We start from the raw sequence: 20,552 nt of genomic DNA on the forward strand, positions 1-20,552 counted from the left end.
GGAAGCGAGAACGGAGCAGCAGATATATGTATAATTTTGACAGATCTAACAAAAAGCCTTTAGGCGACCAGATTGAAGACAGGTTAATGCAGTACATTTTAAATGAACCGGTAAATGTCGGACAGAGGTTACCGAATGAATTTGAACTTGCCGGGATGTTTGGTGTAGGCAGGAGCACCATCCGTGAGGCGGTGAAAGGGCTTGTATCAAGAGGTATTCTGGAAGTGAGGCAGGGAGCCGGTACATATGTGATTAGCACGATCTCCCAGCGGGAAGACCCACTTGGTTTGGACCAGATAGAGGATAAGTATGAGCTTGCCCTGCAGCTTTTTGAAGTTCGTTTGATGATAGAACCGGAAATCGCCGGACTTGCCTGTAAGAATGCCACGGACGGGGAATTAAAAACGTTAAAACAGCTGTGTGAAGAAACCGAAAGACTCTATGTGAGTGGAACAGAACATATTAACAAAGATATAGAATTCCATACCTGCATTGCAAGATGCAGTAAGAATCAGGTGGTCGAGCTTCTGGTTCCGGTTATTAATACGGCAGTGCTGACTTTTGCGAACGTCACCCACCGCCTTTTGATGGAGGAGACAATAAAAACACACCGGGCGATTACAGAAGCTATTATGAACAGAGACTCTGTAGGCGCAAAGTGTGCGATGATTACGCATCTGACTTATAACCGTCAGGCAATCATGAAACTGCTGGAGGAACGGAATTAGGAAAATACATCAGATGTATTTGGGGTTGGAATGACATTTAGTAAAAACATATAGGAAAAATGTACAGAACAAGCGGGAATATTGTTACGTATGCCCGCTTGTTTTTGTGCGTTAAGTGGAAATAGGAATAAATACATCAGATGTATTGCGGTTTTTAAGTTAAATATTATAATGAAATTACAAAAACATAAGACGTCATATGTTATAGAGCAAAGAGAAATAAGGAATGTGCCGGTGTGTTGGTATGCGCATATTTCGGGTATAGAATGAGTTTGGGAGGAAACATTATGATTGAATTTACAGCATCTTCAGAAAGATTGATTATAGGTGCATTGATTGGCTTTGCTGTGCTGCTTTTTCTGATTATTAAAGTAAAGATTCAGCCGTTTATCGCAATAATGACTTCAGCATTGATTATTGGTTTGGCGGTTGGTATGCCATTTACAATGATTACGGATACGCTTGCAGAAGGTGTCGGGACCACGCTCCAGACAATAGCTATTTTAATTGGCCTGGGTTCTATGTTCGGTGCGATCCTGCAGGTATCCGGCGGAGTGGAGGTAATTGCGGACACGCTCCTGAATAAATTCGGCGAGGAAAAGGCTTCGTGGGCACTCGGAGTTACCGGGCTGATTGTGGGAATGCCGGTATTTTTTGAATCAGGATTATTGATTTTGATTCCCGTTGCATTTGGTATCGCACGTAAGACGCAGAAGTCGGTCTTCCATTATTCGATCCCGTTATTAGCGGGTCTGGCAATCGGCCATGCATTTGTCCCCCCGACACCGGGTCCGGTTCTGGTGGCGGAGATGCTCAATGTGGAGTTAAGTTATGTCATTATTTTAGGCATTATTGTGGGAATACCGGCAATGATTATTGCAGGCCCCATATTCGGAAAATTTGCAGGCAGGAAGTTTGACTGTGCTGTTCCGAGTTCTTACCTTGAAAATGAAAGGGAGGCGCAGGAAAAGAAGAAAGAAAACGTAAAACCGCCGAGTTTTATACTGATTGTCTGTATCATCCTGCTTCCGTTATTCCTGATTATTTTAAATACACTTTCATCCATTATACCGTTACTGGCACCCGCCCAGCCCGTATTAGAGTTCTTAGGGACACCTGTTATTGCGCTGCTTTTGTCAACAATCTGCGGGATGTATTTTCTCGGAATCCGTGGAGGGTTCAGCATAAAAGATATTACTTCTGTTATGACAAACTCCCTGCATTCCTGCGGCAACATCATTCTTTTGATTTCAGGCGGCGGTATGTTAAGGTTTATTCTGCAAAATTCAGGCATTGGTGAAGTGTTCGGGAACTTTGTCGGGGGCCTGCCGCTGCCGTTGGTGATTGTCGCATTTTTAGTGGCGGCAGTTGTAAGAATTTCTGTCGGTTCGGCAACCGTTTCTATGACTATGGCAGCGGGGATTATGGCATCAATGCCCGCGATTGCGGAATTGTCCCAGATTCAGCTTGCAACTATTACAATTGCGGTTGCGGCCGGAGCGACGGCATTCAGTCATGTGAACGATTCGGGATTCTGGCTCTCCAAGTCACTTTTTGAGGTGGATGAAAAAACAAATCTGAAAACATGGACTGTCATGGAGACTTTAGTAGGGGCTGTGGGAATTATTGGAGCTACAATTGTCTGGTTTGTAGTGGCATAAACATGAGAAGCAGTCTGTCAAAAAATTATATGAGTTAAAATAAATTATATAGAAAGATGAGGAGATTATTATGAAATTGAAAAGTCAGGAAATGCGGAAACTGGCACCGGAACTTGACCCTCTCAGGATCGGGACCGGATGGAAGCCGGAAGATTTAGAAAAGACACAGGTGATGATAGAGAGCACCTTTGGGGACAGCCACCCGGGAAGCGGACATCTGGACACGCTGGTGGAAGAAGTGCAAAAAGGTGTTGCAAAAGCCGGAGGATTCGGCGCCCGGTATTACTGCACGGATATTTGTGACGGGGAGAGTCAGGGGACGGATGGTATCAACTATAGTCTGGTAAGCCGTGAGATGATCGCCAATATGATTGAAATCCATGCCAACGCCACGCCTTTCGATGCCGGTGTTTATCTGGCAAGCTGCGATAAGGGGATGCCCGGAAATCTGATGGGACTGGCAAGAGTAAACATCCCGTCTGTGGTAGTTCCGGGAGGTACGATGAATGCCGGACCGGAAATGCTGACTCTGGAACAGCTTGGAATGTACAGTGCAAAGTACCAGAGAGGTGAGATCGATAAAGAAAAACTAGACTGGGCAAAATGCAATGCCTGCCCCGGCTGCGGGGCCTGTTCGTTTATTGGAACGGCTTCTACCATGCAGATTATGGCAGAGGCTCTGGGACTGGCACTGCCGGGGAGTGCGCTTATGCCGGCATCCAGCCCGGACCTTCTGGCTTTTGCAAGAGAAGCAGGCGAACAGGCGGTGCGGCTTGCATCTATGCCGGACATGCGTCCCAGCGATATTGTCACAATGGAGAGCTTTGAAAATGCGATTCTCGTCCATGCGGCTGTTTCCGGGAGCACGAACTGTCTTCTGCATATCCCTGCCATTGCCCATGAATTTGGAATTGAGATTACAGGCGATACTTTCGACCGTCTTCACAGAAATGCCCGCTATCTTCTGGATGTGCGCCCGGCAGGGCGATGGCCGGCAGAGGTCTTCTACTATGCAGGAGGGGTGCCGGCTATCATGGAAGAGATTCAGGAACATCTGCATTTGGATGTGATGACTGTTACAGGAAAAACATTGGGTGAAAATCTCAATGAATTAAAGAAAAACGGGTTCTATGAGAGATGCGGGAAATGGCTCGCTGACTTTAACCGGCGTTATCAGGTATCACTGAAAAAGGAGGACATAATCCGTCCTTATAATGAAGCGCTTGGTACGGATGGCAGTATTGCTGTCTTAAGAGGCAATCTGGCACCGGAGGGTGCTGTCATCAAGCATACAGCGTGTCCGAAAGAAATGTTTACAGCTGTTTTAAAGGCAAGGCCATTTGACAGTGAAGAGGAATGTCTGGATGCAGTTCTTAAGCATAAAGTTCAAAAAGGAGACGCTGTTTTTATCCGCTACGAAGGGCCAAAGGGAAGCGGAATGCCGGAAATGTTCTACACATCGGAGGCTATCAGCAGTGACAAAGAACTCGGAAAAAGCATTGCACTGATTACAGACGGGCGGTTCTCCGGCGCCTCCACGGGACCGGTGATCGGACACTGCAGCCCGGAAGCGGTCGACGGAGGCCCGATTGCACTTGTAGAAGAAGGAGATCTGATTGAAATCGATATAGCCGGACGGAAGCTGAATATCGTAGGAATCGCGGGCGTACCAAAGAGTATGGCGGAAATAGATGCTGTATTAAAGCAGCGCCGTGAAAACTGGAAACCGCGCGGACCGAAGTACAAAAAGGGAGTACTCCGTATGTTCAGTGAGCATGCGGCAAGTCCGATGAAAGGTGCATATCTGGAATATTAAGAGAAAAAAGCGGAAAGACCGCAGAGGAGGAAGTCCTATGGAATACAATAATTCATTAACCGGAGAAAGGGAAAACCGCCACAGGTTTATCACGATCGGTGAGATTTTGCTGCGTCTGACACCTCCTGATTATGGGAAAATCCGAATGGCGGCAAACTTCGAAGCAAGTTATGGGGGAAGTGAGGCAAATATCGCCCTGGCCCTTGCAAATCTTGGTATAGACAGTACTTTTTTCTCTGTAGTTCCCAACAACAGCCTCGGAAAAAGTGCGGTCAGAATGCTGAGAAGCAATGATGTCAACTGTACCCCCATGATTTTAAGCACACCTGAGGAGACACCGACACACCGGCTGGGTACATATTATTTGGAAAATGGGTATGGGATCCGTCCAAGTAAAGTAACCTATGACCGGAAAAACAGTGCCATTACAGAATATGATTTCAGTGAAATTGATTTAGATGCATTGCTGGATGGTTTTACGTGGCTTCATTTAAGTGGTATTACCTCTGCCCTCGGTGAAAACTGCAGGAAACTTGTGTCAGACTGTTTAAAAACAGCAAAGAAAAAAGGAATTACCGTCAGCTATGACGGTAACTTCCGCAGTACTCTGTGGTCATGGGAGGAAGCCAGAGATTTCTGCACTGACTGTCTGCCTTATGTGGATGTTCTGCTCGGGATTGAGCCGTACCACCTGTGGATAGATGAGAGCAATCATGAAAAAGGAGACGTCAAGGATGAGATTCCCTTTCAGCCAGATTTTTGGCAGCAGGAGGCAGTCTTTCAGGTGTTTGCTGAGCGCTATCCAAACCTTAAATGTATTGCCCGCCATGTACGTTATGCATACAGTGGAAGCGAGAACAGCTTAAAGGCATATATGTGGTACTGCGGGCAGACATATGAGAGCAAATTGTTTTCGTTTCATATTCTGGACCGCGTCGGCGGGGGTGATGCATTTGCCAGCGGATTGATTTATGCCATGATGAACGGATATGAGCCGGAAGATATGGTGAACTTTGCAGTTGCGAGCAGCGCAATTAAGCATACAATCCGCGGGGATGGGAATATCACGGATGATGTCTCCGTAATCCAGAATCTGATGAACATGAATTATGATATAAAGCGTTAGTCTGCGAAATATTACTGGAAATTTTAAAGTATAGCCTGTTGTATTTGATACGGCCGGCTATACACTTTTGGTGTAGTCGAGCTCATTTTGAACTAATTCTATGTACCGAAGTGCTTCTTCACCCAGCTTTGTGTTTTTCTTTTTTATATATACGATATTGCAGCGGATGTCAGCGATCGGGATACTGACCCAGTTTTCGTTATCCGCAGCCTGGGGGTGCTGTACACATCCTACGCTGAATGCATTTGTGGATGAAACGAGCTTTCGCCGAGTTTCTTTATCATGCACAGAAATATTTTTGCAGGTGTCGATCAGATCCATATAAAACAGGCTTGGATATTCATCTCTTCTATTAAAATCGTAGGAAATATGTACGTATTTTTTCAATGAATTCAGAGACACATTTTCAATGCCTGCCTCCAGTGCGGGATGGCCTTTTCGAAGATTGATGTTCATGGGAAGTCTTTTTAACAAGGTCATCGTGATATCTTTAGCCCCCATAAGTTCTCTGTAAAGTCCCATTGCCTTATCATCAAATGCAGTTATGCCGATCTGGGCCTTGTTCAGGTAAACCTCGTTAATCACAGTCTTTACATTGCCTGATGCAAGAGAAAGATCGAGTCTTTTGCAGTTTTCATATTCTTTGCATAATTTGATAAACGCCTCTGACAATGAAGTGTGGTTAAAAGAGGAAATAATGTTCAGCCGGCTGGAGTTTTTATCGAGCCGGCTTCCTTTAATCTGCCGGAGTTGTTCGGCAATAATCTCTGCATGCTGGATAAAATATTCTCCTTCTTCTGTGAGTACGATCCCCTGGTTGGTACGCGAAAAAATCTGGTAACCGAGCTCTGCCTCAAGAGAAGAAACGGCACGGCTGATATTGGGCTGGGATACGAAAAGATTCTCAGCAGCGGCCGAAAACGATAAGGTTCTGGATGCTTCCACAGCGTATTCGATCTGTTGAATATTCATAAATTCTCCTTTTCCGAAACAGGTTTAATAAACAGGGGGCGGGATAACCAAAGTGCATACCCCCATGCCGGATAAATATTGGTATTCTGGCAGAAGACACAATAAAATAGAATTAAGCATTGAAATACCTGCAAAAAGCCGGCCGGCTGGTTCATGCATTTATTATAAGTCAGCGAAGATTTTATTGCAATAAACCCATGCAGGAGTATTTGAAAAAACAATTGAGAAGGAGATATTTTTGTGAATAAAGAACTTTTGAGCAGCCTGATTGAGGAAAAAAAGGATATCTTTGCTGAGATCAGCGATAAGATATGGGAATTTGCGGAACCGGCCTTTCAGGAAAAAAAGTCAAGCCGGCTGCAGATGGAGAAGCTTCGGGAAGAAGGATTTGAGATTACAGAAGGAATCGCCGGGATTCCGACGGCCTTTAAGGCCAGTTGTGGTTCCGGTAAACCGGTCATAGCTTTTCTTGGAGAGTATGATGCCCTTCCGCTGCTGTCACAGAAAGCCGATATCATGAAAAAAGAGGAAGAAACAGCAGGCAGCTGCGGCCACGGCTGTGGGCACCAGCTTCTGGGGACGGGGTCAGTACAGGCAGCGGTTGCGGTAAAAGACTATATAGAAAAAGCCGGGCTTGGGGGTACAGTCCTGTATTTTGGATGTCCGGCTGAGGAGGGTGAAGCAGGAAAGGCATTCATGCTGAAGGGACATGCATTCGACGGGTGTGATATCTGCCTGACATGGCACCCATATACGATGCACGTATGCTCTATGTCATCTCTGGCGAATGCCCGGGTTAAGTATACCTTCAAGGGGATAAGCGCCCATGCGGCAACTTCGCCGCATCTGGGAAGAAGTGCTCTGGATGCAGTCGAGCTGATGAATGTAGGCTGCAATTATTTGAGAGAACATATCCCGACGGACTGCAGGCTTCACTATGCCATTACAAATACCGAGGGGGATGCGCCTAATGTCGTGCAGGCAAAGGCAGAAGTACTGTACGCTATCAGGGCCCCAAGAAATACAGACACGGTCAGTCTTGTGGAAAGGGTCAATAAAGTTGCCCGGGGGGCTGCCATGATGACAGAGACGGATGTAGATATCGAAATATGTTCTGCCTATGCAGACCTCATCCCGAATAAGACACTGAACGAACTGGTTCTTAAGAATATGAATGAATTTTCTAATATTCCATATACCGGAGAGGATATGGATTATGCAAAAAAATACAGAGAACTTGCAGATGCGGACGAAATCCGGAGAATCAAAGGAACGGCACAGAAGTTTCTGGGAGAAAAAGCAGAAGCGGTGCTTGGACAGCCGGTATCAAAACTGATTCTTCCCCCGGTAGGCCTGAAGCAGGGATCCAATGATGTGGGGGATGTCAGCCAATGCATTCCTACGGCATGTTTCAGTTCTGCCTGTTTTGCATTAGGTACAGCACTGCATACATGGCAGGCTGTTGCCCAGGGAAAGAGTTCCATTGCCCATAAGGGAATGTTTTTCGCGGCACAGGTGCTGGCGGCTACAGCAGTGAATCTTCTTGAAAACCCGGATATCGTTGAAAAAGCAAAGGCTGATCTGGTAGAAACAATGGGCGGAAGAAGCTATGAGAGTATGATACCTGCAGGCCAGAAACCTGCGATATTAAAAGAACAGTAAAAATAGTAATGGGCCGGATGGCATACAGTCAGGCCTGAAAGGCTCAATCAGGAGGAAAATAATGGGTGATAGTTATTCTTTTATATCAAACAGTGGATGGATGGCAGTTTTATGCGGTATCGTGATTATATTTGTCATGATCCAGTCCGCACTGTTTCTACGGGCCGCATGGAGACGCTCAGGGGAGATTGGAATTGATAAAGCAGACAGAAAAAAGATCATAAAAAGCAGCGCGGTTTTCTCTATTGTACCGTCTCTGCCGATTCTGATCAGTTACGTTATACTGATGCCTGCGCTGGGCCGCTTTTTCCCGTGGCTCAGGCTCAGTGTCATCGGTTCGGCAACCTATGAGACAATGTCGGCCAATATGGCAGTTACGGCGGCCGGGTACGATAGTTTATCAAGTGGTAATTTCACACCGGATACATATGTCATGATTATGTGGGCCGTAACTCTGGGAATCATGCTGTCAAGCCTGGCGGTACTGATCCTGAAAAAATATGACAAGAAGATGCAGTCACTAAGCAGTAAAAACATGGCGTTTACAACGATGATGACTTCTATTATGTTTCTTGGAATGATGGCTACATTCTCCGCACCGTACATCGTTGATTATAAAAATGTTACAGCAATAGTAACCATTATAGTTTCTGCCGGCTCCATGTTCCTGCTGGAAAAAGCATCCAAAAAGTGGAAACCACTGAAAGAATTTTCTTTTGCGATCAGCATGGTGGCAGGAATGGCATCGGCCTGTATCGTTACAAATGTGATAGGAGGTATCTGATATGCAGAGCGGCGAACAATTTAATAATAAAATTCACAGGCTGGGTATTTTAACAACTCTGGTGGTTGGGATTCTGTTTATATCTGTCCCTCTGGGAATTACTCTCATATTCGGAATTTCCCTCGACTGGAAGCAGGTTCTCACCGTTTCAGCCCCGATCGGAGTTATTTTTGGCATCACAGGTTTATGTGAAAAGCTGGCTATGGCTCCTATAATCGGACCGGGCGCGGTATATCTGGCATCCTCGACAGGAAATGTGCAGAATATGAAGCTCCCTGCAGCACTGAACGCCATGCGTGTAATGGAGTGTGAAGAAGGGAGTGAGAAAGGACGGGTAGTCTCTATTATAGCAGTTGCAACCTCGGCTTTCGTAACTACAATTATAGTATTTGCAGGGATGCTGTTTTTGGCACCTTTGGTAGTGCCGCTGCTGTCCAACCCTGTGATTTCACCGGCATTTGACAACATGTTCCCTGCACTTCTTGGACCGATGGTACTGCCGGTATTGTTAAAAAACTTCAAGGCGGCTGTCCTCCCATTTGGTCTGGCCATCGTATTTGCCATCGTTCTGGGCTCCAGTTACGGCCAGCTTCAGAGTATCGTAATGGTTGCAGTAATCTTATTATCAATTGGTGGGATGAAACTAATCATGGACAGAAAAAAAACCGGGACAGAAGAGGAAACCGAGTCATAACACGTCTGCGGGTGTGATAAAACGGTGGATAGATTTCACTTTGGGCTGCCTTTTTATGAACTGTGTTATTCCCGCGAGCAACGAGCCAAAGTCATGTTTACATGACCTTGGCGACTGCCGCTTATTTTATATTAATTCGCTCTCTTTTCAAATAAACCATATCAACCAGCTGTATTCCATCTTCGTATATAGGATGGTCATAGTTATCAGTAAAAAAATTCTTTACCCTGTGTGATTCTGTAAACCCGCAGCTATGGTAGAAGGAAAGGGAAGAAGGGCAGTCCCCTGTTCCGGCATACAGGACACTTAAGTCTGTATAATGAGTAATAATATATTCAATCAGGTCTTTTCCGTAACCATTCCGCTGATGATCAGGCAACACAGCAATATTCTTCAGCTCATAAACGCCATCGTCTTCTTTGGTTATTACGCATTCGGCTTTTATACCATTATCGTCTAAAACAAACATTTCCCCTTTTTCCAGATATTTATCGATCATACTTTCCTGCTCGTCAGCTAACAGCAACAAATCAATATATTCTTTTTTGCTGCCCGTAACTTTTTTTATAATCATTAGTTATCTCCTTCACAGCTATTAAATTTCACTAAAGCATACATTTTCATGTCTATTATTTTCCCGTTTTTAACTGCATTGCTATGTAGTGTTCCTTCAAACTGAAAACCCGCCTTTTCCAGTACATGGCAGGAAGCAGTATTGTAGGCAAATGGTTCGGCAAAAATCCGGATAATGTCAGTATTGTCAAATATATATTTGCAAGTTTGCTTTACTGCGCTCGTTGCGAATCCTTTTCCCCAATATGGTTCACCTACATAATAACCCATTTCGGCAGTCCGGGAATGAATATTGCCGCATCGAAATACTCCGATACTGCCAATTGCTATATCGTTTACTGTAATCGCAAATGCGAATGTTTTAGTCTTATCTGCAGAAAGCATGGATACAATATATTCTTCTGCGTCATCTGCGGTATACGGATAGGGTAATCCATCACGCAAATTGTTCTGAATTTTTTTATTATTCAACAATTCAGAAAGTTTATGTTTATCTTCGATTTTCCATTCTCTGATGATACAATCCATATTTATCTCCTATTCGTTTTAAATGCTGTTTTTTATTTTCTTAAAATCTTTTCCATTGCCTTTCCTTTAGCTAATTCATCAATGAGTTTATCCAGATATCTGATTTTCTGCATCAATGGATCTTCAATATCTTCGACTCTATAGCCGCATATTGTTCCTTTGATCTGCTTACAATTAGGGTTTATTTGCGGTGCCTCGTTGAAAAAAGTACTGTAATCAGCTTCTTTATCAAGCTGGGACTGTAATTCTTTTTCTGTATAACCTGTAAGCCAGCAGATAATCTCATTTACTTCCTGTTTTGTGCGGTTTTTCCGCTCTGCTTTTGCAACAAGCAGAGGGTATATGTCAGAAAACTTCATTGCAAAGACTTTTTTATTTTCCATAATAGCTGTGTACTCCTTTATCTGTTTTTTCCATAACAAAATTTGTAAGATAAATTCCCTGCCGTTCTACCTGCTGTTCTTTTATAACTTTATATCCTCTGTTTTCAAAAAAAGGTCTTGCAGTAATAGAAGCATGGGTGACAATTTTCCCTTGGACAGCCTGTTCCAACTGATTGCACAGGGCGGTGGCAATCCCTTTTCTCTGGTAATCTGCATGCACATATAGACGGTCAAGGTAACCTGTGTTATCAATATCTCCGAAGCCGACAATGGTTTCTCCTTCAACTGCAACAATACTATAATGATCCTGAAGTGACTGGTTCCAGTTTTCTAGATCTGCCTGTCCGGGCGCCCAGACATTTACTTGTTCTTTCGTATAATCTTTGCTATTAACTATGTGAACTGTATTGTAAAAAAGTTCTGTTATTTCCATGCAATCCGAAGGGAGATATTCTCTGATTAACATTTCTTTGTCCTCCAATGCTTGTCTTGCTTCTTTCGTATAGTGAGTCTGATTAGTAAAATTATATCATGCATAAATCTAAAAGAATAGTAACATATATTAAAAAATGCACTGTAATGAGGGTATAAAAACCCTAAAACACTTGATAATTTAATAAAATGTGACTATAATAACCTATAGCTAAAACGAGGAAGAAAATGTTGCTTATAGCAAAATAGAAGTGATAGAGGCGATTTTGGATCATATAAGGAGATATATATGGAAAATTCATTTAATTTGTCAACTATAAGTAATGAATATAATATGTTGATGACCTCACTGCATATTAGCGTCAGCAAACATTTGCTGAATGATGATTTTCAGGTCATCTGGGCAAATCGTTTTTTCTACGACCAAACAGGCTATACAAAAGAAGAGTATGACCGAAACTTTCATGGAAGTGTACGCCTTTATTTTTCCAATGCTCCTGAAGAATATCAAGCAATTGGGAAAGCTGTAAAAGATGCATTAGCTAAGAACCAGATGGGATATGACGCCGTTTGTAAAATGCCGCGTAAAGATGGGTCATTTATTTGGATTCGATTCATAGGTACTTTTACAGATGAAGTAATTGACGGAGTACCTGTTATATATGTTGTATACACAGATGTTAATGATTTAGTAAATGCACGAACCAAAGCAGAAGAAGAGCATAGGAAATCTCAACATATATTGCGTAAGGAAATACAGACTATGGAATGTCTTAAGCGGATGTATGGCTGTATGGATATGGCAGAATACATGGATGATATATTGTGTATTGTTGGTACGTTTTTGGAAGCAGAGCGTGCATATATGTTCGAGATCAATGAAACAAAAATGAGCTGTATATATGAATGGTGCCGAACAGGTATAGCCCCCCAGATGGACTACTGCCAGTATATGGATATCAGGCTGCTTGAACCGTGGCTTGAGGAATTTGTCATAGGAAAGAGTATTGTGATTCCTGATGTAAATGCCTTGAAGGAAGAAAGCCCATACACTTTTGAGGTACTACATACGCAGGGGATCCATAGCATGGTATTATCCCCGGTCATAATGCATGATCAGCTTGTTGGGTTTATTGGCGCCGATAATTCTAATGTAGAATTTTTGATGAATACCTCTATGATGGAAACATTAAGTTATTTTATTAGTATTTCTATTGAGAAATCAGAATTAAATAAAAAACTTATTTATCATAGTTTTTATGATGAATTGACAGGCTCTTTTAATCGCAATAAATATTTGCAGGACATAGAGAAACTTTGCCAAAACGATGGCATCACATCTATAGGTGTGGTTTATATGGATATAAATGGATTAAAAGACATCAATGATTACATGGGGCATAAGTTTGGAGACGGAGTACTGATTGAGGGTGCGGAAATGTTGAAGAAAGCATTTCCTACAGGAAGTATTTACCGTCTGGGCGGGGATGAATTTGTTGCATTAGTTAGTGGGATAGGACAGGATGCATTTGAAAACCAGGTGGCAAATTTGAAACAATATATTTTGTTAAGTGCCGATTGTAAAGGTGCTGTTGGTTATATCTGGACAGATGAAGCAAAGGATTTAGATAGTAAAATAGGTGAAGCAGATGAATTGATGTATAAAGATAAAATGGATTTTTACCGCAAGAAAGCAGTATCTAAACATTATCATTTTCATAATGATAATATCTTGTAATCTTAGGTGAAAAACAAGCTGGAAAAAGAAAATTTAAAGAAAAGTTTTAGGTATCCCGCCCCCTTATGGAGTAAATTATCCAAAGGGGGTGGTTTGGATTTATGATTTGTTTTGGCTTCACTTGTCCAGCCACATTGATTTCCCCGGTTACTTCAGTTTAAACTGACTTACCAGATTGGTCAAAATATGTGCCTGTGCAGAAAGCTCCTCGCTTGCAGCAGCGCTTTCCTCAGCGGTGGCCGAATTGTTCTGTACTACATCTGATATCTGATTAACACTTTGTGTCACTTGGGCTATTGAAACTGCCTGTTCACTGGATGCTTTGGAAATATTCTCAATTCCAGTGACAACCTGCCTGACACTTTCAACAACGTCTGCGAGGGTGTGTGCGGTTTCTGCCACCTGTTTGGACCCCAGGCTCACAGCCTGAATAGTCCCTGTTATCAGGACAGCTGTATGCTTAGAAGCCTCTGCCGATTTTTGAGCCAGTTTTCGTACCTCGCTGGCTACAACCGCAAATCCTTTTCCGTTGTTGTCGGCATGTGCCGCCTCCACAGCAGCATTCAGTGCTAAAATGTTGGTCTGGAAAGCAATGTCTTCAATAATTTTAAGTACTTTCTCTATTTTGGCGGATTTGTCGCTGATATCTCCCATTGCAGTAATCAGCTCATGCATTTCTCGGTTGATATCTACAATTTTTATTCCAGCGGCTTCGGCCAGTTCACTGCCATACCGTGCATTTTGTGCATTCGCACTGATCTGGGATGATATCTCATTAATGGAAGAAGCCAATTCCTCTACAGCAGAAGCCTGTTCTGTTGCCCCCTGGGCAACTGTCTGTGCACCAAAAGAAACCTGATCACTGCCGGCAAAGATCTGCTCTGAAGACTGATTGATTTGTACTATCATCAGGCTCAGCTTGTCAATAATATTGTCCATAGAAACTTTTAGTTTCTGGAAATCGCCCACATAAAGCTCTCTGGCTTTAGAATTAACTGTGAAATCACCATTACCTAAAGCATTAAGGCCATAGCCCATGTCGCTGATAATTCCCCGGAAAATATGTATTAAAGAACGTATACTATCAGACAAATTGCCGAGTTCGTCCCCGGCCTGATAGTCTATGGATACATCTAAATTGCCTGATGCCAGTTTTTCCGCCGTGTTCCGGAGTTCTTCTACCGGTCTGCGGATTCCATTAGATATATGAAGTGCCAATAAAACTGCCAGAGTGATATTAAGTACAATAATTACAACAACAACCAACATTAAAATGTTCTTTAAGTGCTGTCCCTGATCTACTTTTCCCTTTGCGTTACTTTCAGCCTGGCTTGAAATTTCATCAAGTGTGTCCGATATTTGATTCAGCAATGGTATATAGCTGGCCTTCATCAGGGCAAATGCTTCATCATTTTTCTTTTCCTCTACAAGATCGAAGACCTGATCCCGATAAACGATAGCCTTAGCTAAAACAGATTCTACTTCATCCATTAGCGCCATATCTCCTTTGAAACGTTCACGGATGACTGGAAAAGCAGCCCGCATATCGGTGAGTGCGGCAGATGCATTGTCCAGTGCCGTCTGCATATCATTATCATCTGTCTCCAGAATGGCCTTCAGAATGTCGGCCCTTGCATACTGCATCTTTTGCTTAGCTGTCCAGGCTTTAACCGTAGCAGTATAGTTATTATCATAAAAGGTTGTCAGACTGCCACTGATTTGATTCATCATAATAAGAGCGGCCACACTGGCGCTAAGACCGAGAATAATGATAACAGCGTATGAAAGCAGCATTCGTGTTCTGATTTTTACATTTTTCAACATTTTATAGTTCTCCTCTTTACAGATTACATGCCCCCCTATACGCTGAATTTTACAATAGTGCCGGCACCACGTCTTCCTCGAATAGGCTATAGGTTTTATTATATTCGCCTTCTATCAAATTATCAAGTGTTTTAAATTTATTTATGGTATACTAAAAATAGTTTATGCTGTTGTCCACAACGTGAACAACAGCATATTTATGAGGAGGTATATCGTGGAACAGGAAAGCCGGCTTTATAAAGTGCTCTATCAATCCATTTTGACACAGATATACAGCGGTGTTCTCCGTTGTGGAGAGGCATTTCCCAGCCAGAGTGAGCTTTGCCAGCGGTATCAGGTTGGAATTACCACTGTAAGAAAGGTAATCCGTATGCTGAAGGATGAAGGTGTGATATGTACCTCTGCCGGTAAGCGCGCTACAGTCTGCTTTGACGAAAGTGAAAAAGGCTACATCCAGTCATTGATGCAAAGACGAGAAAGTATTTTAGATATTTACAGTGGTCTGGAATTACTCATGCCCTCCCTTTACGCCGGAGGGGCGATGCGCTGCAGCGATTTAAGTGCTTTTGTGGACGCGGCAGACCCTGCAGGCAGCCAGATTACTAATAACCGGAATATAGCAGCTTTTTTTACAGAGATGCTTCTTCCCTACAATAACCAGACTGTACTTGACCTTCAGACTGACATGGAGCATTATGCGAGGTTTCCTTATGTCATGCAGTCCCAATTAGAAAATCCTTTTACTGTATCGACAGATTTTATGGAACAGAATCTGTCAGTTATGCAGGAGATGGCTGAACGAAAAGAGAGAGAAGCTTTAATTGCCAGACTGGAGGAGATGTATAAAAATGCGGGACACCAGGCTAAAATATATTTAGATGAATTACAGAGAATTGTACCAATACCAGAGGAACTGGTTGATTACCAATGGTTCAGGGGGAAAAACCGATCTCCACTTTATGCAGCCGTTGCTCAAAGCCTGTATCGGCGTGCTCAGCTAGGCGAGTTCAGTAATCGTACCTATTTTCCTTCAGAACCTGAAATTATGCGTACTTACAAGATTTCTAAATCAACGGCGTCCAAGGCAATGTCTCTGCTAAGTGACATCGGATTCATCCATACCATTGAAAAAAAAGGTTCTGTACTGCGGACTTCGGAAGAACTGGCACCTATCCGTATAGAACAAAATATCATCGAGAAGAATCTGACACTTTTTTTAAATGTCCTGCAAATCCTGGCTGTCTGTACCAGAAAACTTTCCGCTGCCGCTTTTTCCATGCTGGATGATTCTCAGCTTGCAGATACGGCATCTGAGTGGGAACTGAGTCCGCTGAGGCAGAGAAGTTCCGGTATTATACATATCATCACGGCCTTCCTAAAGGCACATATGCCGTTTAAGTGTCTGGAAAACATACTTGAGCAGTTTGATGATGCCTTGATTTGGGGGCATTATCTGGACCGGCCATATGTGATAATTGAGGAATGTGTGTCTCTGGCGCAGGAGGGATTTGAACAATTCGCTTTTGCCTGTGAATCTCTTAGAAAAGGAGACCGTGAAAGCGCAGCCGCTTCTATTCAGCGGACTTTCCGGGCCATATTTTTGGATGCCCGTTTATATACTTTGATTTGCTTTAAGAATGCGGATAAAGTTCCTTCTGAAATATAGCGGGATAGTCAGACCTCGACCCATCCACGATTACATCCACATGTTTCCACGCTTCCTCCTCCAATAATAAAGGAAGCATCAGGGAATCCCACCAGTCAGCGAATTTTGTGACAGACTCGACGGTACCGCCATTTTCTCCATTCGCAACATCTCTCTGTACAACACGGTTCCGGGCGATCCCGGGCTCTGTGTCGACCCAAATGGAATATGCCCCAGCTGCGCGCATCGATTTTCTGCACGCGCCCATGCCCTCTATGATGAGCGCCCTGTCAGGATCGGCATTGATGTAACCGGGACGGTTTTCCTTGATCCAGCTGGCAGGCTTATAAGAAACTTTCTTCCCATAGAGCCAGGGGTTCACGATGCCCGCAAGCATCTCATCGTCCCAGTGGACCGGGTCTGCACACCAGCTTACATCATCTGTATGAACCAGATCTGCATACAGCAATTCAGCAAGCTTTTTCGCTAAGGTTGTCTTTCCTGAGCCGGCAGCCCCATCAATAAGTATCAAAGGTCTGGGCATGCGATTTAATATTTTTGCAGCCAGAACGGACAGTGTTTCTTCCGACCACGATTTTATTTCAAGTGATGGAAGTGTAGTTAATATTGGGTTCATAGGCACTCCTTTACTTTTCGCTATGCATGAGAATATTCGGGGAAATAAAGTTTATTCTCTTCGATTTCTTTTAATATATTTCCCATGCAGAAAAGACGATAATTGTCAGCACCGTCATATTCTTCTAAATCAAATATATCTAAATCAAATTTCTTAGGTGTAAAACCAATGATAACTCTATCAAATGTATCTGGAATTTTCGCTAATACATCTCTAACAGAAGTCTCTTTATCTGCAATTATACTGTTAAGATACAATGTCTTTTCATTACACTCATAGCATGCGAAACAATTAAGACTTTTTGAATAATATACATTCTGGAAATCGCCAGTATAGAACATTTGAAGACCAAACTTATTCGTCTGTTCAAAAGAGCTGTTACAGGTAGTAAGCTTGACCATAGCTAAATAGTTCTCTCTTTTTTCTTTATTCTTCCTGATTTCTATGAAATCGGCATCTTTTTTTTCTATTACAATATTTTTTTTAACAGATACTTTATAATGCATGCTTTTCCAGAATCCAAGATCTTCGTAAAAATTGAGAGCGCTGAGATTTGCAAACAGATATATTCCATCACAATTGTCACGGTAATCCTTAATAATTTCTTTGATTAATCTCCCGGCAAAACCCATTCTGCGATACTCGGGCAAAGTCATAACCGTACCAATCTGTATATAGGTTCTTTCTTTGTATTCACCATCTAAATTAATTTGAGAAAATTTCATAATATTGGCCGAAGCATTAGAAATAATCTTTCCATCAATTTCTATGGAATAAGGTATATATTCTCCGGTATAGTAACCATTGTTATACCAGTCTGTGAAATCAAAGCCATATATTTCCCGCGTAAGAGAATTTAGAAGCGTTCTCTTTGCATCATCATTAAAATAGTCTTTAATGAAATGTTCCATCATAAACTCCCCTGCTCATCTATTATTTCGACCTCACTAATATTTTCTATCCTGAGCAGCTTTATGATTTGATTTTTCTTCCTATCTACAAAGCGGACTTTGATCCATTCATCATCTGCATCTAATACAAAACAATTCAATTCCGTATTTCCTACTAATTGCAGGGCATCATCAGATTTTATTTTGCAATCTTTACTGACTAATTCACTGATTAATTTTGACATATAATTTTCTCCTTTTTGCCTTTTCTCTAATCTTTTTACCGCTGCTTCAAGCCGTTTAACTTTGCCGGGATATGAAGAATAACAAAATACAAGGCAAAGGGCCACTAATCCAAACCATTCCATGAGATTCCTCCATTCACTAGAATTCTTCTAGCGTACCATTTTCTAATCTGTAATTGAAAAAATCATCATTTGTCATATCTTTAAAATATGTTCTGATAATGCGGCATACTCCGCCATGACTAATGATAAGAACATTTTTTCCGTATTGTTCTTCCTTTATTTTATCAATTACTCCATATATTCTGTATGCCACCTGCAACATAGATTCGCCTTCAGGATATCTATATGCAAAATCTCTTTTATTATTTAGAAAACGAGGATCATTTCTGTCTACACCCTCATAAATGCCATAATTTTGCTCAACAAGAAGGTCCTCTATCTGAATTGCAATATTATTTTTTCGGCCTATAATCTTACTTGTTTCCACGGCTCTTTTTAACGGGGACGATAAAATAATATCAATATTATAATTTCCCACTGTGTCTGCTAATTTTTCCGCTTGCACTATTCCCTTTTTGTTTAGTCCTATATCAGTAACTCCACATACTTTATTTTGTGCATTCCAGGAAGTCTGACCGTGACGGGCAACATATAGCTTCATAAAGATATCTCCTGTTTAATTTTAGTTTTTACTTGAATTTTATTATGATGTTCATAACGAGTCTAACCAGATAAATTATATCATGCATAAATCTAAAAGGATAGTAAGATATATTCAATATTGCGGCATTAACGCTTACTAATAAAAACCAGCTATCCTCTTACCAAGGCCAGAGGGCAGCTGGCAATTATAAACGACTATGAGATTTAAAACGTAATCATTAGATGCCCAAATGTTTTTTGATTTTAGGGACGTCTGCGTTCGAAAAAAGTAGAAACTATTCTAATATTTGCTTCACTTTGTCAATACTGATATTACAGAGGCCGGCAATTTCTTCGGGAGACTTGCCCTGCATATATAGTTTAAAAACCTGACGGGCCTCCTCTACTCCTAACTCTTTGCCCTTTCGTATTCCAATCTCTTCGCCGGCCTTGCGTCCAATTTCCTCCCCGGCCTTGCGCCCAATCTCTTCCCCGGCTTTAAGTCCCCTCTTTTCAGCGCTGCTGATCTGGGTATTATAATCCTTCAATGCCTTTTCCCTTGCTTCATATTCTAGCCGTTTCTTCTCGTCAGCACTCAGATTGAGCAATGTATTGTATGCTTCATCGAGATATTCGTTTGTTTTAGCCATATTCTGAAATTCCTCCTTGCTTTTGCTGCTGAAGAACCTCATCCATGCAAGAACATCTTCTCCGGTCTTAACCTCAGGAGGCAGTTTTTTCAGCTCCAGTATCTGAAGTTCCATTTTATCGGAATACAGTTGTGATGTCTGATCATCCCGGAAATGAATCCTGCGGTAACACTTGTTGTCATTCGGAAAATGGATGAAGTCTAAAATACTTACATGGATACACTTCTGCAGCTTTTCATAGGACTCACCTTTACGGATCTGGCTGTCAAACATCTTACTTAAGTAGAACAAGGCGCGTTCATCCCAGTATTCAAAGTATTTGACCTGCATTTCCATGTTCATCTGCGTCCCGTCCTTAAGTAATACCCGTACATCCATAATTCCCAGCTTATCATCAGCCGAGTCTCTCGGCAGCAGTGTGGGCAGAAGGACGGTGTCTTCCACTTCGTCCGGAGACAGGTCCAGCAAAGCCGAAATGAATCCTTTCCTGACTTTGGGGTTCTGCATCAGTTCCTTGAAACAAAAGTCTACAGTGGGTAACATAATAAAGTTGTCTTTGGTCATAAAATGAAATCTCCTTTCCTGTGCAGAAAACGAATGGTACACATGTAAGGAGTTATTCTGATTTATTATTATCATATCATGATATATGGATATGTAAAAGACAGAAGTACCTTAAAAATGTAGAAGATTCATTGTTTTCTGCGGTTCTAATAAGTAATTAATTGGGGTAAACCGGCGAACTGCCGATCGAAAAATGAAAGGTGAATACCTTTCGAAGTTTCTTGGTGAGAGTATATCATGAGATAAGGGAAAGAGCAATTAGGCAATATGACGAAATTGGAGTTGCATTTTTCTCATTCCTGCTAAGCGCGTGAATATGATTTAACAGAAAATAATAAAAACCAGCTATCCTCTT

At 42.2% G+C, this 20,552-nt stretch carries 20 protein-coding genes; 9 read left to right on the forward strand and 11 right to left on the reverse strand.

Annotated features, from left to right (window positions below; translation table 11 throughout):
- Nucleotides 1-26: 26 nt before the first annotated feature.
- From ABIN22_RS21820 to ABIN22_RS21835, 4 genes are all read left to right on the forward strand, one after another.
- A complete protein-coding gene (locus tag ABIN22_RS21820) occupies nucleotides 27-728 on the forward strand; it encodes a FadR/GntR family transcriptional regulator (RefSeq protein WP_346911203.1) in 702 nt (233 codons plus the stop codon).
- Nucleotides 729-1,015: 287 nt separating this feature from the next.
- On the forward strand, nucleotides 1,016-2,389 hold the full coding sequence (locus tag ABIN22_RS21825) for a GntP family permease (RefSeq protein ID WP_118621968.1): 1,374 nt from the start codon (nucleotides 1,016-1,018) through the stop codon (nucleotides 2,387-2,389).
- Between the two features lie 70 nt (nucleotides 2,390-2,459).
- Nucleotides 2,460-4,205, forward strand: a complete 1,746-nt coding sequence (gene ilvD, locus ABIN22_RS21830) for a dihydroxy-acid dehydratase (RefSeq protein ID WP_346911205.1) — start codon at nucleotides 2,460-2,462, stop codon at nucleotides 4,203-4,205.
- Between the two features lie 37 nt (nucleotides 4,206-4,242).
- A complete protein-coding gene (locus ABIN22_RS21835) occupies nucleotides 4,243-5,331 on the forward strand; it encodes a sugar kinase (protein ID WP_118621964.1) in 1,089 nt (362 codons plus the stop codon).
- 57 nt (nucleotides 5,332-5,388) lie between these two features.
- Here the strand turns inward: ABIN22_RS21835 and ABIN22_RS21840 are convergent, their stop codons facing one another.
- Nucleotides 5,389-6,303 carry a LysR family transcriptional regulator gene (locus ABIN22_RS21840; protein ID WP_181368868.1) on the reverse strand — a complete coding sequence of 305 codons (915 nt, stop codon included), beginning with the start codon at nucleotides 6,301-6,303 and terminating at the stop codon, nucleotides 5,389-5,391.
- Between the two features lie 240 nt (nucleotides 6,304-6,543).
- Here ABIN22_RS21840 and ABIN22_RS21845 point away from each other — a divergent pair, with 240 nt between their 5' ends.
- The 3 genes from ABIN22_RS21845 (at nucleotide 6,544) to ABIN22_RS21855 (ending at nucleotide 9,443) form a co-directional block, all read left to right on the forward strand.
- Nucleotides 6,544-7,965 carry a M20 family metallopeptidase gene (locus ABIN22_RS21845; protein WP_346911208.1) on the forward strand — a complete coding sequence of 474 codons (1,422 nt, stop codon included), beginning with the start codon at nucleotides 6,544-6,546 and terminating at the stop codon, nucleotides 7,963-7,965.
- A 61-nt stretch (nucleotides 7,966-8,026) separates the two neighbouring features.
- Nucleotides 8,027-8,749, forward strand: coding sequence for a DUF5058 family protein (locus ABIN22_RS21850; protein ID WP_346911210.1), 723 nt, complete (start codon nucleotides 8,027-8,029; stop codon nucleotides 8,747-8,749).
- A gap of 1 nt (nucleotide 8,750) precedes the next feature.
- Nucleotides 8,751-9,443, forward strand: a complete 693-nt coding sequence (locus ABIN22_RS21855; protein ID WP_346911212.1) for a hypothetical protein — start codon at nucleotides 8,751-8,753, stop codon at nucleotides 9,441-9,443.
- A 121-nt stretch (nucleotides 9,444-9,564) separates the two neighbouring features.
- Here ABIN22_RS21855 and ABIN22_RS21860 read toward each other — a convergent pair whose 3' ends face one another.
- The 4 genes from ABIN22_RS21860 to ABIN22_RS21875 are packed head-to-tail and all read right to left on the reverse strand — an operon-like array spanning nucleotide 9,565 to nucleotide 11,393.
- Nucleotides 9,565-10,017 (reverse strand): GNAT family N-acetyltransferase, encoded by a 453-nt coding sequence (locus ABIN22_RS21860; RefSeq protein WP_346911214.1) that lies wholly within the window; start codon nucleotides 10,015-10,017, stop codon nucleotides 9,565-9,567.
- A complete protein-coding gene (locus ABIN22_RS21865) occupies nucleotides 10,017-10,544 on the reverse strand; it encodes a GNAT family N-acetyltransferase (protein WP_346911216.1) in 528 nt (175 codons plus the stop codon). Before ABIN22_RS21865 ends, ABIN22_RS21860 begins: the two co-directional genes overlap by 1 nt.
- Before the next feature lie 32 nt (nucleotides 10,545-10,576).
- A complete protein-coding gene (locus tag ABIN22_RS21870) occupies nucleotides 10,577-10,927 on the reverse strand; it encodes a DUF2200 domain-containing protein (RefSeq protein ID WP_109733856.1) in 351 nt (116 codons plus the stop codon).
- Nucleotides 10,917-11,393 carry a GNAT family N-acetyltransferase gene (locus ABIN22_RS21875; protein ID WP_346911218.1) on the reverse strand — a complete coding sequence of 159 codons (477 nt, stop codon included), beginning with the start codon at nucleotides 11,391-11,393 and terminating at the stop codon, nucleotides 10,917-10,919. The genes ABIN22_RS21870 and ABIN22_RS21875 overlap by 11 nt, the downstream gene beginning before the upstream one ends.
- A gap of 255 nt (nucleotides 11,394-11,648) precedes the next feature.
- Between ABIN22_RS21875 and ABIN22_RS21880 the strand changes: the two genes are divergently transcribed.
- Nucleotides 11,649-13,097, forward strand: coding sequence for a sensor domain-containing diguanylate cyclase (locus ABIN22_RS21880; RefSeq protein ID WP_346911220.1), 1,449 nt, complete (start codon nucleotides 11,649-11,651; stop codon nucleotides 13,095-13,097).
- A 147-nt stretch (nucleotides 13,098-13,244) separates the two neighbouring features.
- Here ABIN22_RS21880 and ABIN22_RS21885 read toward each other — a convergent pair whose 3' ends face one another.
- Complete coding sequence (locus ABIN22_RS21885) at nucleotides 13,245-14,921, reverse strand: methyl-accepting chemotaxis protein (protein ID WP_346911222.1); 1,677 nt, start codon at nucleotides 14,919-14,921, stop codon at nucleotides 13,245-13,247.
- 214 nt (nucleotides 14,922-15,135) lie between these two features.
- Here ABIN22_RS21885 and ABIN22_RS21890 point away from each other — a divergent pair, with 214 nt between their 5' ends.
- Nucleotides 15,136-16,587, forward strand: coding sequence for a GntR family transcriptional regulator (locus ABIN22_RS21890; RefSeq protein ID WP_346911224.1), 1,452 nt, complete (start codon nucleotides 15,136-15,138; stop codon nucleotides 16,585-16,587).
- Here the strand turns inward: ABIN22_RS21890 and ABIN22_RS21895 are convergent.
- The 5 genes from ABIN22_RS21895 to ABIN22_RS21915 form a co-directional block, all read right to left on the reverse strand.
- The gene (locus ABIN22_RS21895; protein WP_346911226.1) at nucleotides 16,553-17,203 is read right to left on the reverse strand and encodes a uridine kinase family protein; all 651 of its coding nucleotides are present in this window, start codon (nucleotides 17,201-17,203) and stop codon (nucleotides 16,553-16,555) included. The genes ABIN22_RS21890 and ABIN22_RS21895 overlap by 35 nt on opposite strands.
- A gap of 20 nt (nucleotides 17,204-17,223) precedes the next feature.
- Entirely contained in the window at nucleotides 17,224-18,117 is an 894-nt protein-coding gene (locus ABIN22_RS21900; RefSeq protein ID WP_346911228.1) for a GNAT family N-acetyltransferase, read from the reverse strand.
- On the reverse strand, nucleotides 18,114-18,461 hold the full coding sequence (locus tag ABIN22_RS21905; RefSeq protein WP_346911230.1) for a hypothetical protein: 348 nt from the start codon (nucleotides 18,459-18,461) through the stop codon (nucleotides 18,114-18,116). The genes ABIN22_RS21900 and ABIN22_RS21905 overlap by 4 nt, the downstream gene beginning before the upstream one ends.
- 16 nt (nucleotides 18,462-18,477) lie before the next feature.
- Nucleotides 18,478-19,002, reverse strand: coding sequence for a histidine phosphatase family protein (locus tag ABIN22_RS21910; protein WP_346911232.1), 525 nt, complete (start codon nucleotides 19,000-19,002; stop codon nucleotides 18,478-18,480).
- Between the two features lie 277 nt (nucleotides 19,003-19,279).
- Complete coding sequence (locus tag ABIN22_RS21915; RefSeq protein WP_346911234.1) at nucleotides 19,280-20,176, reverse strand: Rpn family recombination-promoting nuclease/putative transposase; 897 nt, start codon at nucleotides 20,174-20,176, stop codon at nucleotides 19,280-19,282.
- Nucleotides 20,177-20,552: the final 376 nt, after the last annotated feature.

Source organism: Faecalicatena orotica (genome assembly GCF_905197545.1).
GTDB classification, from domain to species: Bacteria; Bacillota; Clostridia; order Lachnospirales; family Lachnospiraceae; genus Faecalicatena_A; species Faecalicatena_A orotica.